Below are 16,684 nucleotides of genomic sequence, written 5' to 3' on the forward strand. Positions count from 1 at the left end.
ATAGATCTCCTGAACAGCGCGTGCAGGAGAGGGGAGGCGACGGCGCCCGTCAAGCGGGACGGTTCAGCCGCCTCGGCCCACCACGCAGAGGTTCAGGCCCTGGTTCCGCACCGCCCCCATCGCCGCCTGGACGCGCGCGGCCCGCCGGCGGACATAGGGGCCGGGATCGGCCGCCTCGTAGCGGCGGGGGGCGGGCAGGATGGCGGCCAAACGCGCCGCCTCGCGCGGGCTGAGGTCCGCCGCATCCTTGCCGAACCAGTGGCGCGACGCGGCCTGGGCGCCATAGACGCCGGGCGCCCATTCCACCACGTTCAGATAGACCTCCATGATCCGGCGCTTGGACCAGACCGTCTCGATCAGCACGGTGTAGCCTGCCTCCAGACCTTTTCGGACCCAGTCCCGGCCGGGCCACAGGAAGACGTTCTTGGCGGTCTGCTGGCTGATGGTCGATCCGCCCCGGATGCGACCGCCCTCGGCGTTATGGTCCAGCGCCTTCTGGATCGCGTCCATGTCGAAGCCATGGTGGCTGCAGAAACGGGCGTCCTCGGCGGCGATGGCGGCGTTGACCAGATTGGGCGAGATGCGCTTCAGCGCCTGCCACTGATAATCCAGCCCCTCGCCCCGCACGGCCTGGCGCAGCATCAGGATGGTAGGCGGCGGCGGAACGACCGCCGTCGCCAGCACGCTGACGATCGGGAACAGCACCAGGATCGCCAGCACGATCAGCAGCACCCGACGCCCGCGCTTGCGCCCCTTGGCCATCAGAGGATGATCACGCCCGCTTGGCCGTCCTCGTCGGCCCAGGCGACCTTGTCGACGGCGGGGCTCAGCGACAGGGCCACGATGGCCGATCCCTTCTCGGCCTTGACGAAGTTCAGGCCTTGCGCCGCCGGATGGGCGACCCAGACCCGACCGTCCATCAGTCCGGCGGCCAGCAACCCCTGATCGGCGCGGGCAGAGACCAGATTGACCAGGGTCGTGTCGTCATAGCCGATCTCTGTCGCCTCGCGCCCCATCGGCCCGTTCGACCCGACGAAGGGCCACAGCACGGCCCCTTGCGCGCCCGAGGTCGCCATCAGTTGACCATCGCCCAGGAAGGCCATCGAGCGCACCTTGCCCGGATAGCCGCCCATCCGCAGGTTCTTGGCGTCCTTGATGCGCCAGCCGTGCAACTGGTTGTCCTGCATCGTCGTGACGACGAAGGCGCCGTCGGGGGAAAAGGCGACGCCGGTGTGCGACCCGGCCCAGGCCAGTTTCACGGGTTGCTGCTTTTCGATCCGCGCATACCACAGCGCCGCCCCGCCATAGGTCGAGGTGGCGATGCGGCGGCCCTTCGGTTCGAAGGCGACGCCGGAAACGGTGCGCTCGTGCTGGAAGTCGCGACGGAAACCCACCTCGTTGGGGTCGATCACCGACAGGGTGCGGCCGAAGGAAAAGGCGATCAGGCCCGAGGCGGGCGAGGCGTCGATGGCGTCGATCCACTGGTTCCTGGCCGTGGCCAGGACGATGGCGTCCTCGTCACGGCGGGTCCAGACGACCTTGCCGTCATCGCCGCCGGTGACGATCCCGTCGCCGGACGGGTGGACGCAGGCGCACAGAACGGCGCCGTCGTGCGCCTCGACCCGTGTCCGATCCTCGAACCGGACCGAACCGTCGCCGAGGGCGAAGACGGCGCCGGTGTTGTCGAACAGGGCGGCGGTGACCTGGGCGTCGAAATCGAAGTTCATGGCGCAGGCGTTAGCGGGTTGCGAAGGCGGGGGCAAATGAGGCGAAGCGTCCGCCGACATTCTTCCTGCCCGCGCAACGGACGTAGGTCCTCAGACCGGATCGGTCGGCTTGGGTTCCACCGGCGCCGGGGCGGATTGCGCCTTGGCGGGCTCGTCGGGCAGAGGAATGAACTCCAGGTCGTCGGCGTCGGGCAGTTTCATCCGCCCGGCCTGCCAGTCGGCCTTGGCCTGGTCGATGCGGGCCTGGCTGGAGGCGACGAAGTTCCACCAGATCAGCCGCTCGCCCACCGGCTCGCCGCCCAGCACCATGACGGTGGCCTGGGTCAGGGCCTTGACCGTCGGCTCGGCGCTGGACGCCAGCACCACCATTTGACCCTCGTGGAAGGTGCGGTCCCCGACCTCGATCGCGCCCTTGGCGACGTAGAGGGCGCGTTCGCTCATGCCGCCGGCGCCCTTTGCGGGGGGCGGCGCGGTGCGCACGCCGGGCTGAAGCTCCCAGTGGATATAGAACAGCGGCGAGGAGACCGGCGCCTCGGCCTTGGCGCCATAGGCTTCGCCCGCCACCAGCCGCGCGAACAGGCCGCCGTTCTCATAGGTCGGCTGGGCGTCCTCACCCAGGTGAACGAAGGACGGATCGATCTCCTCGGCCTCGGCGGGCAGGGCGACCCAGGCCTGCATGCCGTGCATCGGGCCGCCTCGGCTCTTGGTCAGGGGATCGGTGCGTTCGGAATGGACGATGCCCTTGCCGGCGGTCATCCAGTTCACCTCGCCCGGCCGGATCGCCTGATCGTAGCCGAGGTTGTCGTGGTGCATGATCTGACCCTCGAACAGATAGGTCAGGGTCGACAGGCCGATATGAGGATGAGGCCGCACGTCGATGGCGGTCGCGCCGGCTGCGAACTCGGCCGGTCCCATCTGGTCCAGGAAGATGAAAGGCCCCACCATCCGGCGCGAATGGAAGGGCAGGACGCGCCCGACCTCGAACCCGCCCAGGTCCTTGCGGCGCGCGTCGATCACCAGTTCGATCATGTCTCGGCTCCCACGACGACCCGCGCCGCCTGAGCGACGTTATCCGACGTGAGGCGTGATGATGCCAAGAGGCAGGGCGGTCACATTCTTCACGCCGCGCGTCACGATGTGGCTTTCGCAGTCCGACACGATGCCGAGCGCCAGCAGCTTCTCGCGCAGGAACAGGTCGAAGGCGTGCATGTCCGAGGTGATGATGCGCAGCACATAGTCCTCGCGCCCGGTGATGGTGGCGCACTGCACCACCTCCGGCCATTTGGCCACGGCCGCCTCGAAGACGTTCAGATTGTCCGCCGAGGGCAGCATCAGCTTGACGATGGCGTACACCTCGAAGTCAAGGCCCAGCAGCTTGGCGTTCAGCAGGGTGACCCGCTTGGTGATCAGGCCGGAATCCTCCAGCCGCTTGATCCGCCGCCAACAGGGCGAGGCCGACAATCCGACGCGATCCGCGACCTCGGCGACCGACAGCCCGGCGTCTTGTTGCAGGATATCCAGGATACGGGCGTCGATGGGATCGAGTTCATCCGCCAAGGCGTTTCTCCGATTATGATTATGGCGAAATAAAATACCCGAAATCGGGATTTAGCAAGGTCAATTTGAGCGAGCGCCTGCTTAGGGGCCGTGTTATCAAACGTCCAGAGGAAACACGGACGGACCCCCGAACGGACATGGACGCCCGCATGAACGACAAAATGAACCAAAAGAACAGCCAGCCCCTGTCGCTGCGCGTGCCGGAACCGTCCGGCCGTCCCGGCGATGCGCCCGACTTCGGCCATCTGCAGATCGACCCCGCCGGCGCGGTGGATCGACCCGACGTCGGTTCGACGCCCTATCAGATGCGCGATCTCGCCTTCCGCCTGATTCGGGTGCTGGACGACGAGGGCAATGCCGTCGGCGCCTGGAACCCGCGCCTGGACCCCGAGACGCTGCGTCGCGGCCTGAAGGCCATGATCCTGACCCGCGCCTTCGACGACCGGATGCACCGCGCCCACCGTCAGGGCAAGACCAGCTTCTATATGAAGTGCACGGGCGAAGAGGCGATCGCGGTGGCCCAGGGGATGCTGCTCAGCCGCGAGGACATGGGCTTTCCCACCTATCGCCAGCAGGGGCTTCTGATCGCGCGCGGCTATCCGCTGGTCGAGATGATGAACCAGATCTATTCGAACGCGGCGGACCCGATCAAAGGCCGCCAGCTGCCGATCATGTATTCAGCCAAGGACTACGGCTTCTTCACCATCTCGGGCAATCTGGGCACCCAGGTGCCGCAGGCGGTCGGCTGGGCCATGGCCAGCGCCTACAAGGGCGACGACAAGATCGCCATCAGCTGGATCGGCGACGGCGCCACGGCGGAAGGCGACTTCCACAACGCTCTGACCTTCGCCGCCGTCTATCGCGCGCCGGTCATCCTGAACGTGGTCAATAACCAGTGGGCCATTTCGTCCTTCATGGGCATCGCTGGCGGTCTTGAGACCACCTTCGCCTCCAAGGCCATCGGCTATGGTCTTCCGGCCCTGCGGGTGGACGGCAACGACTTCCTGGCCGTCTGGGCCGCGACCCAGTGGGCCGAGGAGCGCGCCCGCACCAACCAGGGGGCGACGGTGATCGAGCTGTTCACCTATCGCGGCGCCCCACACTCGACCTCTGACGATCCCAGCCGCTATCGCCCCGGCGACGAGCATGAGAAATGGCCGTTGGGCGATCCGCTTGAGCGTCTGCGCCAGCACCTGACCGTCATCGGCGAGTGGGACGACGCGCAACACGCCGAAGCCCTGAAAGACGCCGTCGAACAGGTCCGAGCCGCCGGCAAGGACTCCGAGGCTATCGGCACCCTGGGCCAGTCGCGTCCCAGCGTGAAGACGATGTTCGAAGAGGTCTATGCGACCGAAGACTGGCGGCTGATCGAACAGCGCCGCGAGGTGGGGGTCTGACCATGGCTGAGCAAACCACCTTCACCGAGGCCGACCGCAACGACGGCGTCGAACCCGACATGGTCGATCAGAACGCATCCCCGGCCTCGCAGGCGACAGGGTCCGGCGTCCAGCCGATGAACATGATCCAGGCCCTGAATTCGGCCATCGACGTCAAGATGGCCGAGGACGCCCATGTCCTGTCGTTCGGCGAGGACGCGGGCTATTTCGGCGGCGTCTTCCGCGTCACCGACAAGCTGCAGCAGAAGCACGGCCTGACCCGCAGCTTCGACGCCCCGATCTCGGAATGCGGCATCGTCGCCGCCGCCATCGGCATGGGCGCCTATGGGTTGCGTCCGGTCGTGGAGATCCAGTTCGCCGACTACATCTATCCGGCCTATGACCAGATCGTCTCCGAGGCGGCCAAGATGCGCTACCGCTCGGGCGGTCAGTTCACCTCGCCGATCACGATCCGCAGCCCCTATGGCGGCGGCATCTTCGGCGGCCAGACCCACAGCCAGTCGCCGGAAAGCCTGTTCACCCATATCGCGGGGCTGAAGGTCGTCATTCCGTCCAACCCCTACGACGCCAAGGGCCTGCTGACGGCGGCTATTGAGGACGACGATCCGGTCGTCTTCTTCGAGCCGAAGCGCCTCTACAACGGCCCGTTCGACGGCTGGCACGAGAAGCCGGTCTCGCCTTGGAAGACGCAAGACCTGGCCCAGGTCCCGACCGGAAAACATGTCGAGCCCATCGGCAAGGCCCGCATCATGCGCGAAGGCGCCGACGTCACCATTCTGGCCTATGGCACCATGGTCTGGGTCGCCCTGGCCGGCGCCGAACACGCGGGCGTGGACGCCGAGGTCATCGACCTGCGCACCCTGGTTCCGCTGGACATCGAGACCATCGAAGCCTCGGTGAAGAAGACTGGCCGCTGCGTCATCGTGCACGAGGCGCCCAAGACCTCGGGCTTCGGCGGCGAACTGTCGGCCCTGGTGCAGGAGCGCTGCTTCTATCACCTGGAGGCGCCGATCACGCGCGTCACCGGCTGGGACACGCCCTATCCCCACGCCTTCGAATGGGAATATTTCCCCGGCCCGCAGCGCGTGGCCGACGCCCTGAAAGCCGTCATGTCGGGAGGCCGCTGAGATGGGTCGTTTCGTCTTCAAACTGCCCGACGTGGGCGAAGGCACCGCCGAGGCCGAACTGGTCGGCTGGCACGTCAAGGTCGGCGATACGGTCGCCGAGGACCAGATCGTCGCCGACGTCATGACCGACAAGGCCACCGTCGAGATCACCGCTCCGGTCTCGGGCAAGGTCATCGCCCTGCACGGCGAGCCGGGCCAGATGATCCCCGTGCGCGGCCCTCTGGTCGAGTTCGAGGTCGAGGGGGCGGGCAATGCCGACGACGTCCCCGCCGCAGCCCCTGCGCCGAAACCCGCAGCCGAAGCTGCGCCCCAGCCTGCGCCCCAGCCTGCATCCCAGCCCGCAACCAAGACAGCGCCTGTCGCTCCGCCGCCCGTCTCGGCGGCTGGCGGCAACTACGTCTTCAAACTGCCGGACGTGGGTGAAGGCACGGCCGAGGCGGAGCTGGTCGGCTGGCACGTCAAGGTCGGCGACGCGGTCGAAGAAGACCAGATCATCGCCGACATCATGACCGACAAGGCGACGGTGGAGATCACCTCGCCCGTCGCCGGAACCGTCGCCGCCCTGCATGGCGAAGCGGGTCAGCAGGTGCCCGTCGGCGGCCCGCTGGTGTCGTTCAACGTCGAGGGCCGGGGCAATGTCGCCTCTGCTCCCGCCAGCGTCACGACCTCCCCCGCCGCACCCAAGACGGACGCGTCCGCTCCCGCACCGGTCGCCAAGGTCGCGGGCGCGGCAACAGCGTCGTCCGCCAAGCCTGTCCCGGCCCTGACCGGCCGCGCGCCCGGCGAACGCCCGTCCGCCTCGCCCGCCGTGCGCAACCGCGCGCGCGATCTGGGCGTGGACCTGACCTTCGTCCCCGGCTCCGGCCCGGCGGGACGGATCACCCACGAGGATCTGGACGGCTTCATCGCCGGGGGCGGATCGGTCCCGGCCTCAACCCCGGCCGCCAACGGCTCGACCTACGCCCGGGCCGAAGGGTCCACCGAGGTCCGCATCATCGGCCTGCGCCGCAAGATCGCGGAGAAGATGGCCGAGAGCGTGCGTCGCATTCCCCACATCACCTATGTCGAGGAAATCGACATGACGGCGGTGGAGGAGCTGCGCGTCCACCTGAACGCGACGAAGAAGAAGGACCAGCCCAAGCTGAATGTCCTGCCGTTCATCGCCCGCGCCATCGTGGTCGCCCTGCGCGACCAGCCCCAGATCAACGCCACCTATGACGACGAGGCCGGGGTCCTGACCCAGCACGCCCCGGTCCATCTGGGCATCGCCGCCCAGACGCCGAACGGCCTGATGGTGCCGGTGGTCCGTCACGCCGAGGCGCGCGACCCCTACGATACGGCGCTGGAGATCGCGCGTGTGTCGGGCGCGGCCAAGGACGGCACGGCCAAGCGCGAGGAGCTGTCGGGTTCGACCATCACCATCACCTCTCTGGGCACGTTGGGCGGGGTGGTCCACACCCCGATCATCAACCACCCCGAAGTCGCCATCGTCGGCCCCAACAAGATCGCCGAACGGGTCGTGGTCAAGGATGGTCAGATGGTCGTTCGCAAGATGATGAATCTGTCGTCGTCGTTCGATCACCGGATCGTCGATGGGCATGATGCGGCGGTCTTCGTCCAGCGGATCAAGGGGCTGCTGGAAAACCCGGCGACCTTGTGGATGGGGTGAGTCCGGTGCGTATCGTCGCTCTGGCGTTCTTAGCGGTGTTCGTCGCGGGCCCAGCCTACGCTTGCACCATTGTGGCGATGCCCAGCGGCGACATGGCGCAACTGCAGCAAGAGCGCGACAATGCGATGATCGATGATGCAAACCTGATCTACTTCGGAAGATTGTGGAGTTCTGGCGGCCTTACGAGAGACCGTTACGCGATCCGTGGAGAGCTCACAGTTCGAGGTGGTCTGGCGCCATTTTATGCAAGAACGTCTCCACGCTACGAGACAAGTTGCGGACGAGAACCGACATACTCGCTGGATGGCGCGTCGCGAATTTTGCCTGAGCAGCCCGTTATCGTTGTGGCTAGACGGCATTCTTGGTGGCGAATCGAAATTGTTGAGGTTGCGCGGAGGGACAGCATTCGCGGGCGTCAAATTTACAGTTTGGCGCGATCTCGCGCTGATCGACACTGACCGGATATCATGACCCAGACCCTGAAAACCAAAGTCCTGATCATCGGCGCGGGCACCGGCGGCTATGTCGCGGGCATCCGTTGCGGCCAGTTGGGTCTGGACACTGTCCTGGTCGACGGAGGCGATGGATTGGGTGGCACCTGCCTGAACGTCGGCTGTATTCCGTCCAAGGCCATCATCCATGCGGCGGGCAAGTTCGAGACGGTGGCCAAGGCGGCGGACGGCGGGACGCTGGGCATTACGGCGGCGGCGCCCGCCATCGACCTTAAACAGACGGTCGAGTGGAAGGACGGGATCGTCCGTAAGCTGAACGCCGGCGTCGCGGCTCTGCTGAAGAAGGCCAAGGTCAAGGTCATCAAGGGCTGGGCGAACTTCGAGGACGCCAAGACCTGCGTGGTTAAAACCGACGACGGCGATGTGAAGATCACCGCCGAACACGTCATCCTGGCCACCGGTTCAGAGCCGGTCGAACTGCCCTTCCTTCCCTTCGGCGGCGACGTCATCTCCTCGACCGAGGCGCTGAGCCTGCCCGAGGTTCCCAAGAAGCTGGTCGTGGTCGGCGGCGGCTATATCGGGCTTGAGCTGGGCATCGCCTTTAGGAAGCTGGGCGCCCAGGTGGCCATCGTCGAAATGGCCGACCGCATCCTTCCCCTCTACGACAAGGCCCTGACCGATCCCGTCTCCAAATGGCTGACTAGCCACGGCGTCGAACTCCACCTCGGCGCCCGCGCAGGCGGCTTCAGCAATGGCAGGCTGAACGTCACGACCAAGGACGGCGAACCGCTGCAAATGGACGCCGACAAGGTGCTGGTCACCGTGGGCCGCAAGCCCCGCACCCGGGGTTGGGGGCTGGAGAACATGGGCGTGGCCATGAGCGGTCCGTTCGTGAAGATCGACCAGCGCTGCGCCACCAGCATGAAGAACGTCTGGGCGGTCGGCGACCTGACCGGCGAACCCATGCTGGCGCACAAGGGCTCGGCCCAGGGGGAGGTGGTCGCCGAAATCATCGCCGGTCACGACCGCATCTTCGATCCCGTCACCATCGCCGCCGTCTGTTTCACCGAGCCGGAAATCGTCTCGGCCGGTCTGGGGCCGAACGAGGTCGCGGGCCGCGACGATGTGATCCAGTCCGTCTTCCCGTTCGCCGCCATCGGCCGCGCTCTGGCCATCGAGGCGGGCGAGGACGGCGGGTTCGTCCGGGTCATCGCCAACAAGCGCGATCATCGCATTCTGGGCATCCAGGCGGTGGGTCAGCACGTGTCGGAACTGTCCAACAGCTTCGCCCAGATGCTGGAGATGGGCGCGGTGCTGGAGGATGTGGCCGGGACGATTCACGTCCACCCGACGCTGGGCGAGGCCTTCCACGAGGCCAGCCTGCGCGCCCTCGGGCACGCCATCCACATCTGATCAGATTCGGTCCAGCCGCTTCGCGTGGTTCGCCACCATGCGGAGCGCCAGGCCATCGGGCAGGAAGCGGGCCAGTCCGGCCATGACGTTGTTCATGACGCCGGGAGTGACGCTGGGACGGTTGGCCTCGCAGGCGTCATATCCGATGCGGGCGACGCGGGCGGCGTCCATCCACATCCAGGGCGGATAGGCGGTCGAGACCTGTTCGCGCGATCCGTTGACGTCGTGGAACTCGGTCAGGGTGTAACCGGGGTTCAGCACCGTGATGTGGACGCCGGTCCCCCGCGTTTCCAGATGAAGCCCCTGAGACGCCTTGATCAGGAAGCTCTTGATCGGACCATACAGGGTGTCGCCGCCGGTCGCCGGCATCTGGCCAGCCAGGGAGGCCACGTTCAGCACCCGACCGAAGCCGCGTTGGATCATGGCGGGCAGCAGCAGGCGCGACAGTTCGACCGGCGCGCCCAGCATGACCTGGATCATGGCGCGGTGGGCGCCTAGGTCCGTGTCCATAAAGCCGGTGACGCGGCTGAAGCCCGCATTGTTGACCAGGCCGTCGACGGTGAGGCCGAGTGCGGCGATGGCCCCGACGAGGCGTTCTGGGGCTGCGGGATCGGACAGGTCTTCGGGGATCACGGTCGCGGCGACGCCGTGGGCGGTGGTCAGTTCATCCGCCAGGGCCAGCAGCGGCGCCTCGCGACGCGCGGTCAGGATCAGGTTCCAGCCTTCGGCCGCATAGACCCGCGCCAGGGCCGCGCCGATGCCGGCCGAGGCGCCGGTGATCAGAACGGCGCCGCTCACAGCACGGTCAGGCCGCGACGGGGCAGGACGTGTGGGGCGCAAACGCCGCCAGCGACGCAGGATTCTCGGCCAGCAGATCGGCGATGGTGATCTTGGACAGGGCCTCGGTCGCGGCCTCGTCGGCGGCGGTCAGGGCCTTGGCCACCTGGCGCGGGATGTGTTCGCTGATCGGGCAGCCCTTGGCCCCGGCGGGCGGCGAGCCGATGTGGGCGCAGCCGTTCACCGCCTTCAGCACCTCGTCCAGGCGGATGTCCTCGGGCTGGCGCAGCAGCCAGGAACCGCCAGTGGCGCCCGGCCGGGTGGCGATCAGCCCGGCCTTGGCCAACAGGGCGGTCACGCGGCGCACCACGACGGGATTGGTCGGAATGGACGAGGCCAGCACGCCGCTGGGGGCGGCCTGCGCAGGCCCATAGGCGCCCTTGTGGGCCATATAGGCCAAGGCGTGGGCGGCGACGGGGAAGCGCTGGCTGTCTGACATGGTTTTGTTCCTGGGGTGAAAATAGGCGCTCGCGCCTCGAATCACAAATCGGTCGCGGAACGGCGAAACCGAATCCTGCCGGGCGCGATTGAAGACCGCGCGGAATGAGCCTAAAGGCTCGCCGCTTTGAAGGGACCGACAGGGCGTCGGCGCCCCGGAGGATACCAATGGCCGGGGATACTCCCCACGACGCGAGCGCTCCCTCGCCCGCGTCGCACACGCCGGAAACGTCCACCCACGCCACGGGCCCGGAATCTCATGTTCCGGGCGGTCAGGCCGCCAAGCACGGGGGCCTGTGGGCGCTGACGCTGGGCGCGATCGGCGTGGTGTTCGGCGACATCGGCACCAGCCCGCTTTACGCGCTTCGCGAAGCCATCGGCCACGCCCAGCGCGGCGTCGGCGGCGACCTGGCCATCGTCGGCGTGGTGTCACTGGCCTTCTGGGCGCTGATGGTGGTGGTGACGTTCAAATACGTCTTCTTCCTGATGCGCGCCGACAACAAGGGCGAGGGCGGCACCCTGTCGCTGATGGCCCTGGCCCAGTTCGCGGTCGGTCGGCGCAGCGCGTGGATCTTCATTCTGGGCGTCTGCGGCGCGGCGCTGTTCTATGGCGACGGCATCATCACGCCGGCCATTTCTGTGCTGTCGGCGGTCGAGGGGCTGCAGGACGCGCCGGGCCTGTCGGGCAAGCTGGATCCCTTCATCGTGCCGATCTCGGCCGGCATCCTGATCGCCCTGTTCCTGGTCCAGTCGCGCGGCACGGCCCGGCTGGCCAAATATTTCGGGCCGATCACGGCGGTCTGGTTCCTCAGCCTTGGGGCCCTGGGTCTGGTCCACATCTTCGACGACATCACCATCCTGCGCGCCCTGTCGCCCTATTACGGCGTCAGCCTGCTGCTGCACGACGGCTTCCTGGGCTTCGTCATCCTGGGCAGCGTCTTTCTGGCGGTGACGGGGGCCGAGGCCCTCTATGCGGACATGGGCCATTTCGGAAAGGCGCCGATTCGCATGGGCTGGCTGGCCTTCGTCCTGCCGTGCCTGACGCTGAACTATCTGGGTCAGGGCGCCTTGATCCTGGACAATCCCGCCGCCGCCCAGAATCCGTTCTGGAACATGGTGCCCCAGGTCGCCTATTGGCCCATGCTGATCCTGGCGACCGCCGCCACGGTCATCGCGTCCCAGGCCGTCATCACCGGCGCCTTCTCGGTGACGCAACAGGCGGTGCAGTTGGGCCTTCTGCCCCGCATCGACATCAAGAACACGTCCGAGACCCAGGCCGGCCAGATCTTCGTGCCGGCGGTCAACACCTTCCTGATGGTGGGCGTTCTGGTGCTGCTGGTGGTGTTCCAGAGCTCGCATAATCTGACGGCCGCCTATGGCGTCGCGGTGACCGGCACCATGCTGGTCAATACGCTGATGGCCTATTCCGTCATTCGCAAGGGCTGGAAGTGGCCGATGTGGGCGGTGGCGGGAACCCTGATCCCGTTCGCCTTCATCGACAGCGTCTTCCTGACCTCCAACCTGCTGAAGATCCCCGACGGCGCCTGGATGCCGCTGGTCCTGGGCGCCCTTCTGGTCGTGGTCATGTGGACCTGGGTGCGCGGGACCCAGATTCTGACCGCCAAGACGCGCAAGGACAGCCTGCCCCTGACCGACCTGATCGAGATGCTGCAGGCCCGCCCGCCGCACCGCGCGCCCGGCATGGCCATCTTCCTGACTTCGGACCCCGACGTCGCCCCCGTCGCCCTGATGCACAACCTCAAGCACAACAAGGTGCTGCACGAGAAGAACGTGATCCTGACGGTGCGCACGTCCGAACGGCCGCGCGTCAAGGAGGCCGACCGCGTGCGGATGGAGCCGATCAACGACGACTTCAAGAAGGTCACCGTGACCTATGGCTTCATGGAGACGCCCAACGTGCCGCGCGCCTTGGGTCTGTGCCGCAAGAAGGGGCTGAAATTCGACATCATGTCGACCAGCTTCTTCCTGGGTCGGCGCTCGCTGATCCCCTCGGCGCGTCAGGGCATGCCGCTGTGGCAGGATCGGCTGTTCATCTTCCTGATGCGCAACGCCGCCAATCCGACCGACTTCTTCCACATCCCGCCCGGCCGCGTGGTCGAGTTGGGCGCGCAGGTGGCCGTATGAGGCCGGGCGCCCGGCCGGGCCAAAGCTCCGAGGCGCGCGGACGTCGCATGGCGACAAAGGGCAAGCCGCGCAACGCCCCGACGGCGGACGCCGCCGCGCCGTCTCAGGACGACATCGGCGTCGAGGCCCGCGTGGTCGCCGGCCTGTTGCTGAACGCCGCCCTGGAGAAGCGCAACGGCCTGGACGAGGCCCTGTCCCAACCGCCCGCCCGCGCCCTGGCGCCGGTGGACCGCGCCTTCGCCCGCGCGGTGGCCATGGCCGCCCTGCGCCGCCTGGGCGAGATCGACCAGATTCTGGATCGCCGCCTGCAGAAGTCGCCGCCCGAGGCCGTCCGCACCCTGATGCGCATCGCCCTGGCCCAGACCCTGGTGCTGGAGACCCCCGCCTTCGCCGCCGTCTCGACGGCCGTGAAACTGGCCGAACGCGATCCAAAGACCCGACCCTACAAGAATCTGGTCAATGCGGTGCTGCGCGGCGTGGGCCGCGACGGTCCCGGCCTGACGACCGCCGAGAGCAATCTGCCCGACTGGATCGCGGCGCGCTGGAAGGCGGCCTATGGCGAGGCGGCGCTGGTCGGGCTGGCGCTGGCCGCTCGCGAGGAGCCTGCGACCGACCTCAGCCTGAAGCCCGGCGTCGATCCCGCCGCTGTCGCCGCCACCGTAGAGGGGGAAGCCTTGTCCGGGGGCACGGTTCGCACCGGCCGTCGCGGCGACGTGGCGACCTGGCCCGGCTTCGAGGACGGCGACTGGTGGGTCCAGGACGCCGCCGCCGCGGCGCCCGCCCGCCTGCTGGACGTGAAGGCGGGCGAGACCGCTTTGGATATGTGCGCCGCGCCGGGCGGCAAGACCCTGCAACTGGCCGCAGCCGGCGCTTCGGTCGTGGCGCTCGACCGTTCGGCCTCGCGCTTGAAGCGGCTGACGCAGAACCTTGAGCGCACCGGCCTGACCGCCGAGGTCGTCGCCGTCCCCGCCGAGGACTGGGAGGACGCCCGCACCTTCGACGCCGTCCTTCTGGACGCCCCCTGCACCGCCACCGGCACCTTCCGTCGCAATCCCGAGGTTCTGCGCGCCACCCGCCCGGCCGAGATCGCCAAACTGGCCGATGTCCAGCACCGTCTGCTCGACGCCGCCGCCGAACGGGTCAGGCCGGGCGGCCGTCTGGTCTATTGCACCTGCTCGCTGGAGCGCGAGGAGGGCGAGACCCAGATCATCGCCTTCCTGCGCCGCAACCCCGCCTTCCGCACCGCCGCCGCCGACCCCGCCGCCCTCGGCGCCCCGCCCGAGGCCCTGACCCCCGAAGGCTGGCTGCGCATCCTGCCCTCCATGTGGGCCGAAAAAGGCGGCCTGGACGGCTTCTTCGCCGCTAGGCTGGAACGGGTTTCCTGAGCGGCGACGCCTTGCTCCCGCCCGCAACCCGTCCTATCCCGAGGGCCATGGCCGTTACCCCTCTGATCTGTCCGTCGATCCTCGCCAGCGACTTTTCGCGGCTGGGCGAAGAAGTCCGTGCGCTGGAGGCGGCGGGCGCCGACTGGGTCCATGTGGATGTGATGGACGGGCATTTCGTGCCCAACATCACCTTGGGGCCGGACATCGTGAAGGCGATCCGGCCGCATACGACCCTGCCGTTCGACGTGCATCTGATGGTCGCGCCGGTCGATCCGTGGCTGGAGGCGTTCCGTGAGGCGGGCGCCGACGTCCTGACCGTCCATCCTGAGAGTGGGCCGCATCTGCACCGCACCCTGGGTCGCATTCGTCAGTTGGGCGCCAAGGCCGGCGTCGTGTTCAATCCGGCGACGCCGCTGTCGATCCTGGAAGAGGTGGTCGATCTGGTCGATCTGGTGCTGATCATGTCGGTCAATCCGGGCTTCGGCGGTCAGAAGTTCATCGACAGTTCGCTGCGCAAGATCGCCGGCGCGCGCGCCATTCTGGACCGCGCCGGATCGGCGGCGCATCTGCAGGTGGACGGGGGCGTCACCTCGGCCAACGCCGGGGCCTGCGTCGCCGCCGGGGCCGACGCCCTGGTCGCCGGCTCCTTCGTGTTCAAGGGCGATTATGCGGCCAATATCGCCGCCCTGAAGGCCGCCCCGGACCGCGCATGAGCCCGCTCGGTCCCTTCGCCCCGCGCGGCCAGGACGCCGGTCTGGACGTGGCCTCGGGCCAAATTCCTGGCCTGCCCGGCGCGCCCGTCAGGACGCCCGTGCGGTCCGGCGACACCACGGCCGGCCCCGGACTGTGGCCCGCCATCGTCGGGCGGTTGGCGACGCGCCAGCTTTGGATCGAGCTTTACGGCCTGCCGGGCTATGGGCTGACGCTGAAGGGGCGCAAGGTCAGCGCCTTCGCCGCCACGCCGCGCGACTTCCGCCCGCACGACCCCGCGCCGGGCCGCAACGTGCTGGCCGGGCGTTTCATGCTGGCGGGCGCCGCCATGGAGGTTGAAGGGTCGGCCGATCCGTGGAACCGGCCCAGCCCGTCGCGGCCTTTCGCGGTCGAACTGCACGCCTTCGCCTGGCTGCCGGCGCTGATGGCCCAGGGCGATCGCGGCGCGCGCGAGGCGTTGCGCCTGACATTGGCCTGGGCCGAGGCCTTCGCGCGCTGGTCGCCCTTCGCCTGGGGGCCGGAGATCCTGGCCCGCCGGGTGGTCAATCTGGCCTGTGCGGCGCGGCGGATGGGGGCGGTCGCGACCGAGACGGAACGCCTGGCCCTGGCCGACAGCCTGGCGCGCCAGACGCGACAACTGCTGCGTCCGCCCGGCGGACTGGCCAGTCGGGCCGAGCGGCTGACCGCGGCGGCCATCGGCGGCTGCGTGCTGGCCGGACCCGCCGGGCAAGGCTTGCGGCGTCGCGCCCTAGGGGCTTTGGACGGCGCGCTGAGGACAACGGTTCAGGACGACGGCGGCCATGCCTCGCGCAGCCCCGAGGCCGGGCTGGAGCTGTTGCTGGACCTGCTGACGCTGGACGACGCCTTGTCGCAGTTGTCCGAGCCGACGCCCGAAGGCGTTTCCGCCGCCATCGCCCGCCTGACTAAGGGATTGCGCGTCCTGACCCTGCCCGACGGCCGGCTGGCCAGCTTCCAGGGCGGGGGCGCCTCCAACGCCGAACGGGTCGCCGCCGCTCGCGCCCATGACGAGGATGCCGAGGCCCTGTCCGTCGGAAAGGTCGCCGGCCTGACACGCATCGCCAGCCCGCTGTTGACGGTGGTCGCCGACACGGCTGCGCCGGCGCATGGCGCCTGGGGCGCAGCGGCCTGCGCCCAACCTTTGGCGCTGGAGATCGCCTGCGGCAGAGATCGGTTGTTCACCGGCTCGGGCTGGACCCCGGCCGCCACCGACCGCCAGGCCCTGCGCCTGACCCCGGCCCATTCGACCCTGACCCTGGGCGAGCGGTCGTTGAACGAGCCGCTGGGCGGATGGAAGGGCGACCTGTTGGGTCCCCGGCTTGTCGGCCCGCCGATCCACGTCACGGCCGACCGTCGCGAAGGCGACGGCGCCGTCTGGCTGGAGATGGAGCACGACGGTTGGACCGAGCTGTTCGGCCTCAATCATCAGCGTCGGCTTTATCTGGACCAGCGGCTCGACGAACTGCGCGCCGAGGAGCGGCTGTTCCCGACGCCGGGCCGCAAGGAGATGGTGCGCCAGATCGCGGCCCCCTACGCCATCCGCTTCCATCTGGAGCCGGGGGTGCAGGCCTCGCTGGCGCGCGACCGCCGCTCGATCCTGCTGCGCGGCGCCTCGGGCCGGGGCTGGTGGTTCAGGACCGACGGCCCCGACGTGGCCATCGAACCCAGCGTCCACATCGACGCCGGACTGACGCGACGCAGCCTGCAGATCGTGGTGCGTGGCTCGGCTCGCACCGACAGCGAAACCAAGATCCGCTGGAAACTGAGTCCCGCCGGCGCGAGCGGCGATCCGGCGTGACACGCGCCGG

The 16,684-nt window shown here is 68.3% G+C and carries 14 protein-coding genes; 8 read left to right on the forward strand and 6 right to left on the reverse strand.

Going from position 1 to position 16,684, the window contains the following annotated elements; translation table 11 throughout:
- Window positions 1–63: 63 nt before the first annotated feature.
- The 4 genes from mtgA to ACYX4P_RS03425 all read right to left on the reverse strand — a co-directional run bounded on the left by mtgA (window position 64) and on the right by ACYX4P_RS03425 (window position 3,284).
- Entirely contained in the window at window positions 64–762 is a 699-nt protein-coding gene (mtgA, locus tag ACYX4P_RS03410) for a monofunctional biosynthetic peptidoglycan transglycosylase (protein WP_248119484.1), read from the reverse strand.
- Window positions 762–1,727: a WD40 repeat domain-containing protein gene (locus ACYX4P_RS03415; protein ID WP_248119483.1), complete on the reverse strand. Its 966-nt coding sequence runs from the start codon at window positions 1,725–1,727 to the stop codon at window positions 762–764. The genes mtgA and ACYX4P_RS03415 overlap by 1 nt, the downstream gene beginning before the upstream one ends.
- A gap of 90 nt (window positions 1,728–1,817) precedes the next feature.
- Entirely contained in the window at window positions 1,818–2,756 is a 939-nt protein-coding gene (locus ACYX4P_RS03420) for a pirin family protein (protein WP_248119482.1), read from the reverse strand.
- A 39-nt stretch (window positions 2,757–2,795) separates the two neighbouring features.
- Window positions 2,796–3,284: an Lrp/AsnC family transcriptional regulator gene (locus ACYX4P_RS03425; RefSeq protein ID WP_248119481.1), complete on the reverse strand. Its 489-nt coding sequence runs from the start codon at window positions 3,282–3,284 to the stop codon at window positions 2,796–2,798.
- Between the two features lie 149 nt (window positions 3,285–3,433).
- Here ACYX4P_RS03425 and ACYX4P_RS03430 point away from each other — a divergent pair, with 149 nt between their 5' ends.
- The 4 genes from ACYX4P_RS03430 (at window position 3,434) to lpdA (ending at window position 9,342) form a co-directional block, all read left to right on the forward strand.
- Window positions 3,434–4,681 carry a 3-methyl-2-oxobutanoate dehydrogenase (2-methylpropanoyl-transferring) subunit alpha gene (locus ACYX4P_RS03430; RefSeq protein WP_248119480.1) on the forward strand — a complete coding sequence of 416 codons (1,248 nt, stop codon included), beginning with the start codon at window positions 3,434–3,436 and terminating at the stop codon, window positions 4,679–4,681.
- 2 nt (window positions 4,682–4,683) lie between these two features.
- The gene (locus ACYX4P_RS03435) at window positions 4,684–5,808 is read left to right on the forward strand and encodes an alpha-ketoacid dehydrogenase subunit beta (RefSeq protein ID WP_248119479.1); all 1,125 of its coding nucleotides are present in this window, start codon (window positions 4,684–4,686) and stop codon (window positions 5,806–5,808) included.
- A 1-nt stretch (window position 5,809) separates the two neighbouring features.
- A complete protein-coding gene (locus tag ACYX4P_RS03440; RefSeq protein WP_292074984.1) occupies window positions 5,810–7,477 on the forward strand; it encodes a 2-oxo acid dehydrogenase subunit E2 in 1,668 nt (555 codons plus the stop codon).
- Window positions 7,478–7,944: 467 nt separating this feature from the next.
- Window positions 7,945–9,342 carry a dihydrolipoyl dehydrogenase gene (gene lpdA, locus ACYX4P_RS03445; protein WP_292046041.1) on the forward strand — a complete coding sequence of 466 codons (1,398 nt, stop codon included), beginning with the start codon at window positions 7,945–7,947 and terminating at the stop codon, window positions 9,340–9,342.
- On the opposite strand, the gene ACYX4P_RS03450 is transcribed toward lpdA, so the two are convergent.
- Both ACYX4P_RS03450 and ACYX4P_RS03455 read right to left on the reverse strand, forming a co-directional pair.
- Complete coding sequence (locus tag ACYX4P_RS03450) at window positions 9,343–10,140, reverse strand: SDR family NAD(P)-dependent oxidoreductase (protein WP_248119476.1); 798 nt, start codon at window positions 10,138–10,140, stop codon at window positions 9,343–9,345. It lies immediately after the preceding gene.
- Window positions 10,141–10,147: 7 nt separating this feature from the next.
- Window positions 10,148–10,618 (reverse strand): Rrf2 family transcriptional regulator, encoded by a 471-nt coding sequence (locus tag ACYX4P_RS03455; protein WP_248119475.1) that lies wholly within the window; start codon window positions 10,616–10,618, stop codon window positions 10,148–10,150.
- Between the two features lie 167 nt (window positions 10,619–10,785).
- Here ACYX4P_RS03455 and ACYX4P_RS03460 point away from each other — a divergent pair, with 167 nt between their 5' ends.
- Genes ACYX4P_RS03460 through ACYX4P_RS03475 form a run of 4 tightly spaced genes read left to right on the forward strand, consistent with a single transcriptional unit; the run spans window position 10,786 to window position 16,674 of the window.
- Window positions 10,786–12,762, forward strand: coding sequence for a potassium transporter Kup (locus ACYX4P_RS03460; protein ID WP_292044950.1), 1,977 nt, complete (start codon window positions 10,786–10,788; stop codon window positions 12,760–12,762).
- A 47-nt stretch (window positions 12,763–12,809) separates the two neighbouring features.
- The gene (locus ACYX4P_RS03465) at window positions 12,810–14,147 is read left to right on the forward strand and encodes an RsmB/NOP family class I SAM-dependent RNA methyltransferase (RefSeq protein ID WP_476070190.1); all 1,338 of its coding nucleotides are present in this window, start codon (window positions 12,810–12,812) and stop codon (window positions 14,145–14,147) included.
- A 47-nt stretch (window positions 14,148–14,194) separates the two neighbouring features.
- On the forward strand, window positions 14,195–14,860 hold the full coding sequence (gene rpe / locus ACYX4P_RS03470; protein WP_292044954.1) for a ribulose-phosphate 3-epimerase: 666 nt from the start codon (window positions 14,195–14,197) through the stop codon (window positions 14,858–14,860).
- Window positions 14,857–16,674, forward strand: coding sequence for a heparinase II/III family protein (locus ACYX4P_RS03475; RefSeq protein ID WP_476070191.1), 1,818 nt, complete (start codon window positions 14,857–14,859; stop codon window positions 16,672–16,674). The genes rpe and ACYX4P_RS03475 overlap by 4 nt, the downstream gene beginning before the upstream one ends.
- The last annotated feature ends 10 nt before the right edge of the window (window positions 16,675–16,684 follow it).

The sequence above is a fragment of the Brevundimonas sp. ABV4_179 genome (assembly GCF_056311945.1).

Bases quoted from the DNA above. Each gene is read 5' to 3' on its own strand.
- ACYX4P_RS03460 (WP_292044950.1), top strand. From the start codon at position 10,786: ATGGCCGGGGATACTCCCCACGACGCGAGCGCTCCCTCGCCCGCGTCG.
- ACYX4P_RS03440 (WP_292074984.1), top strand. From the start codon at position 5,810: ATGGGTCGTTTCGTCTTCAAACTGCCCGACGTGGGCGAAGGCACCGCC.
- ACYX4P_RS03430 (WP_248119480.1), top strand. From the start codon at position 3,434: ATGAACGACAAAATGAACCAAAAGAACAGCCAGCCCCTGTCGCTGCGC.
- ACYX4P_RS03420 (WP_248119482.1), bottom strand. From the start codon at position 2,756: ATGATCGAACTGGTGATCGACGCGCGCCGCAAGGACCTGGGCGGGTTC.
- ACYX4P_RS03455 (WP_248119475.1), bottom strand. From the start codon at position 10,618: ATGTCAGACAGCCAGCGCTTCCCCGTCGCCGCCCACGCCTTGGCCTAT.
- ACYX4P_RS03435 (WP_248119479.1), top strand. From the start codon at position 4,684: ATGGCTGAGCAAACCACCTTCACCGAGGCCGACCGCAACGACGGCGTC.
- rpe (WP_292044954.1), top strand. From the start codon at position 14,195: ATGGCCGTTACCCCTCTGATCTGTCCGTCGATCCTCGCCAGCGACTTT.
- ACYX4P_RS03415 (WP_248119483.1), bottom strand. From the start codon at position 1,727: ATGAACTTCGATTTCGACGCCCAGGTCACCGCCGCCCTGTTCGACAAC.
- ACYX4P_RS03465 (WP_476070190.1), top strand. From the start codon at position 12,810: ATGGCGACAAAGGGCAAGCCGCGCAACGCCCCGACGGCGGACGCCGCC.
- lpdA (WP_292046041.1), top strand. From the start codon at position 7,945: ATGACCCAGACCCTGAAAACCAAAGTCCTGATCATCGGCGCGGGCACC.
- ACYX4P_RS03475 (WP_476070191.1), top strand. From the start codon at position 14,857: ATGAGCCCGCTCGGTCCCTTCGCCCCGCGCGGCCAGGACGCCGGTCTG.
- mtgA (WP_248119484.1), bottom strand. From the start codon at position 762: ATGGCCAAGGGGCGCAAGCGCGGGCGTCGGGTGCTGCTGATCGTGCTG.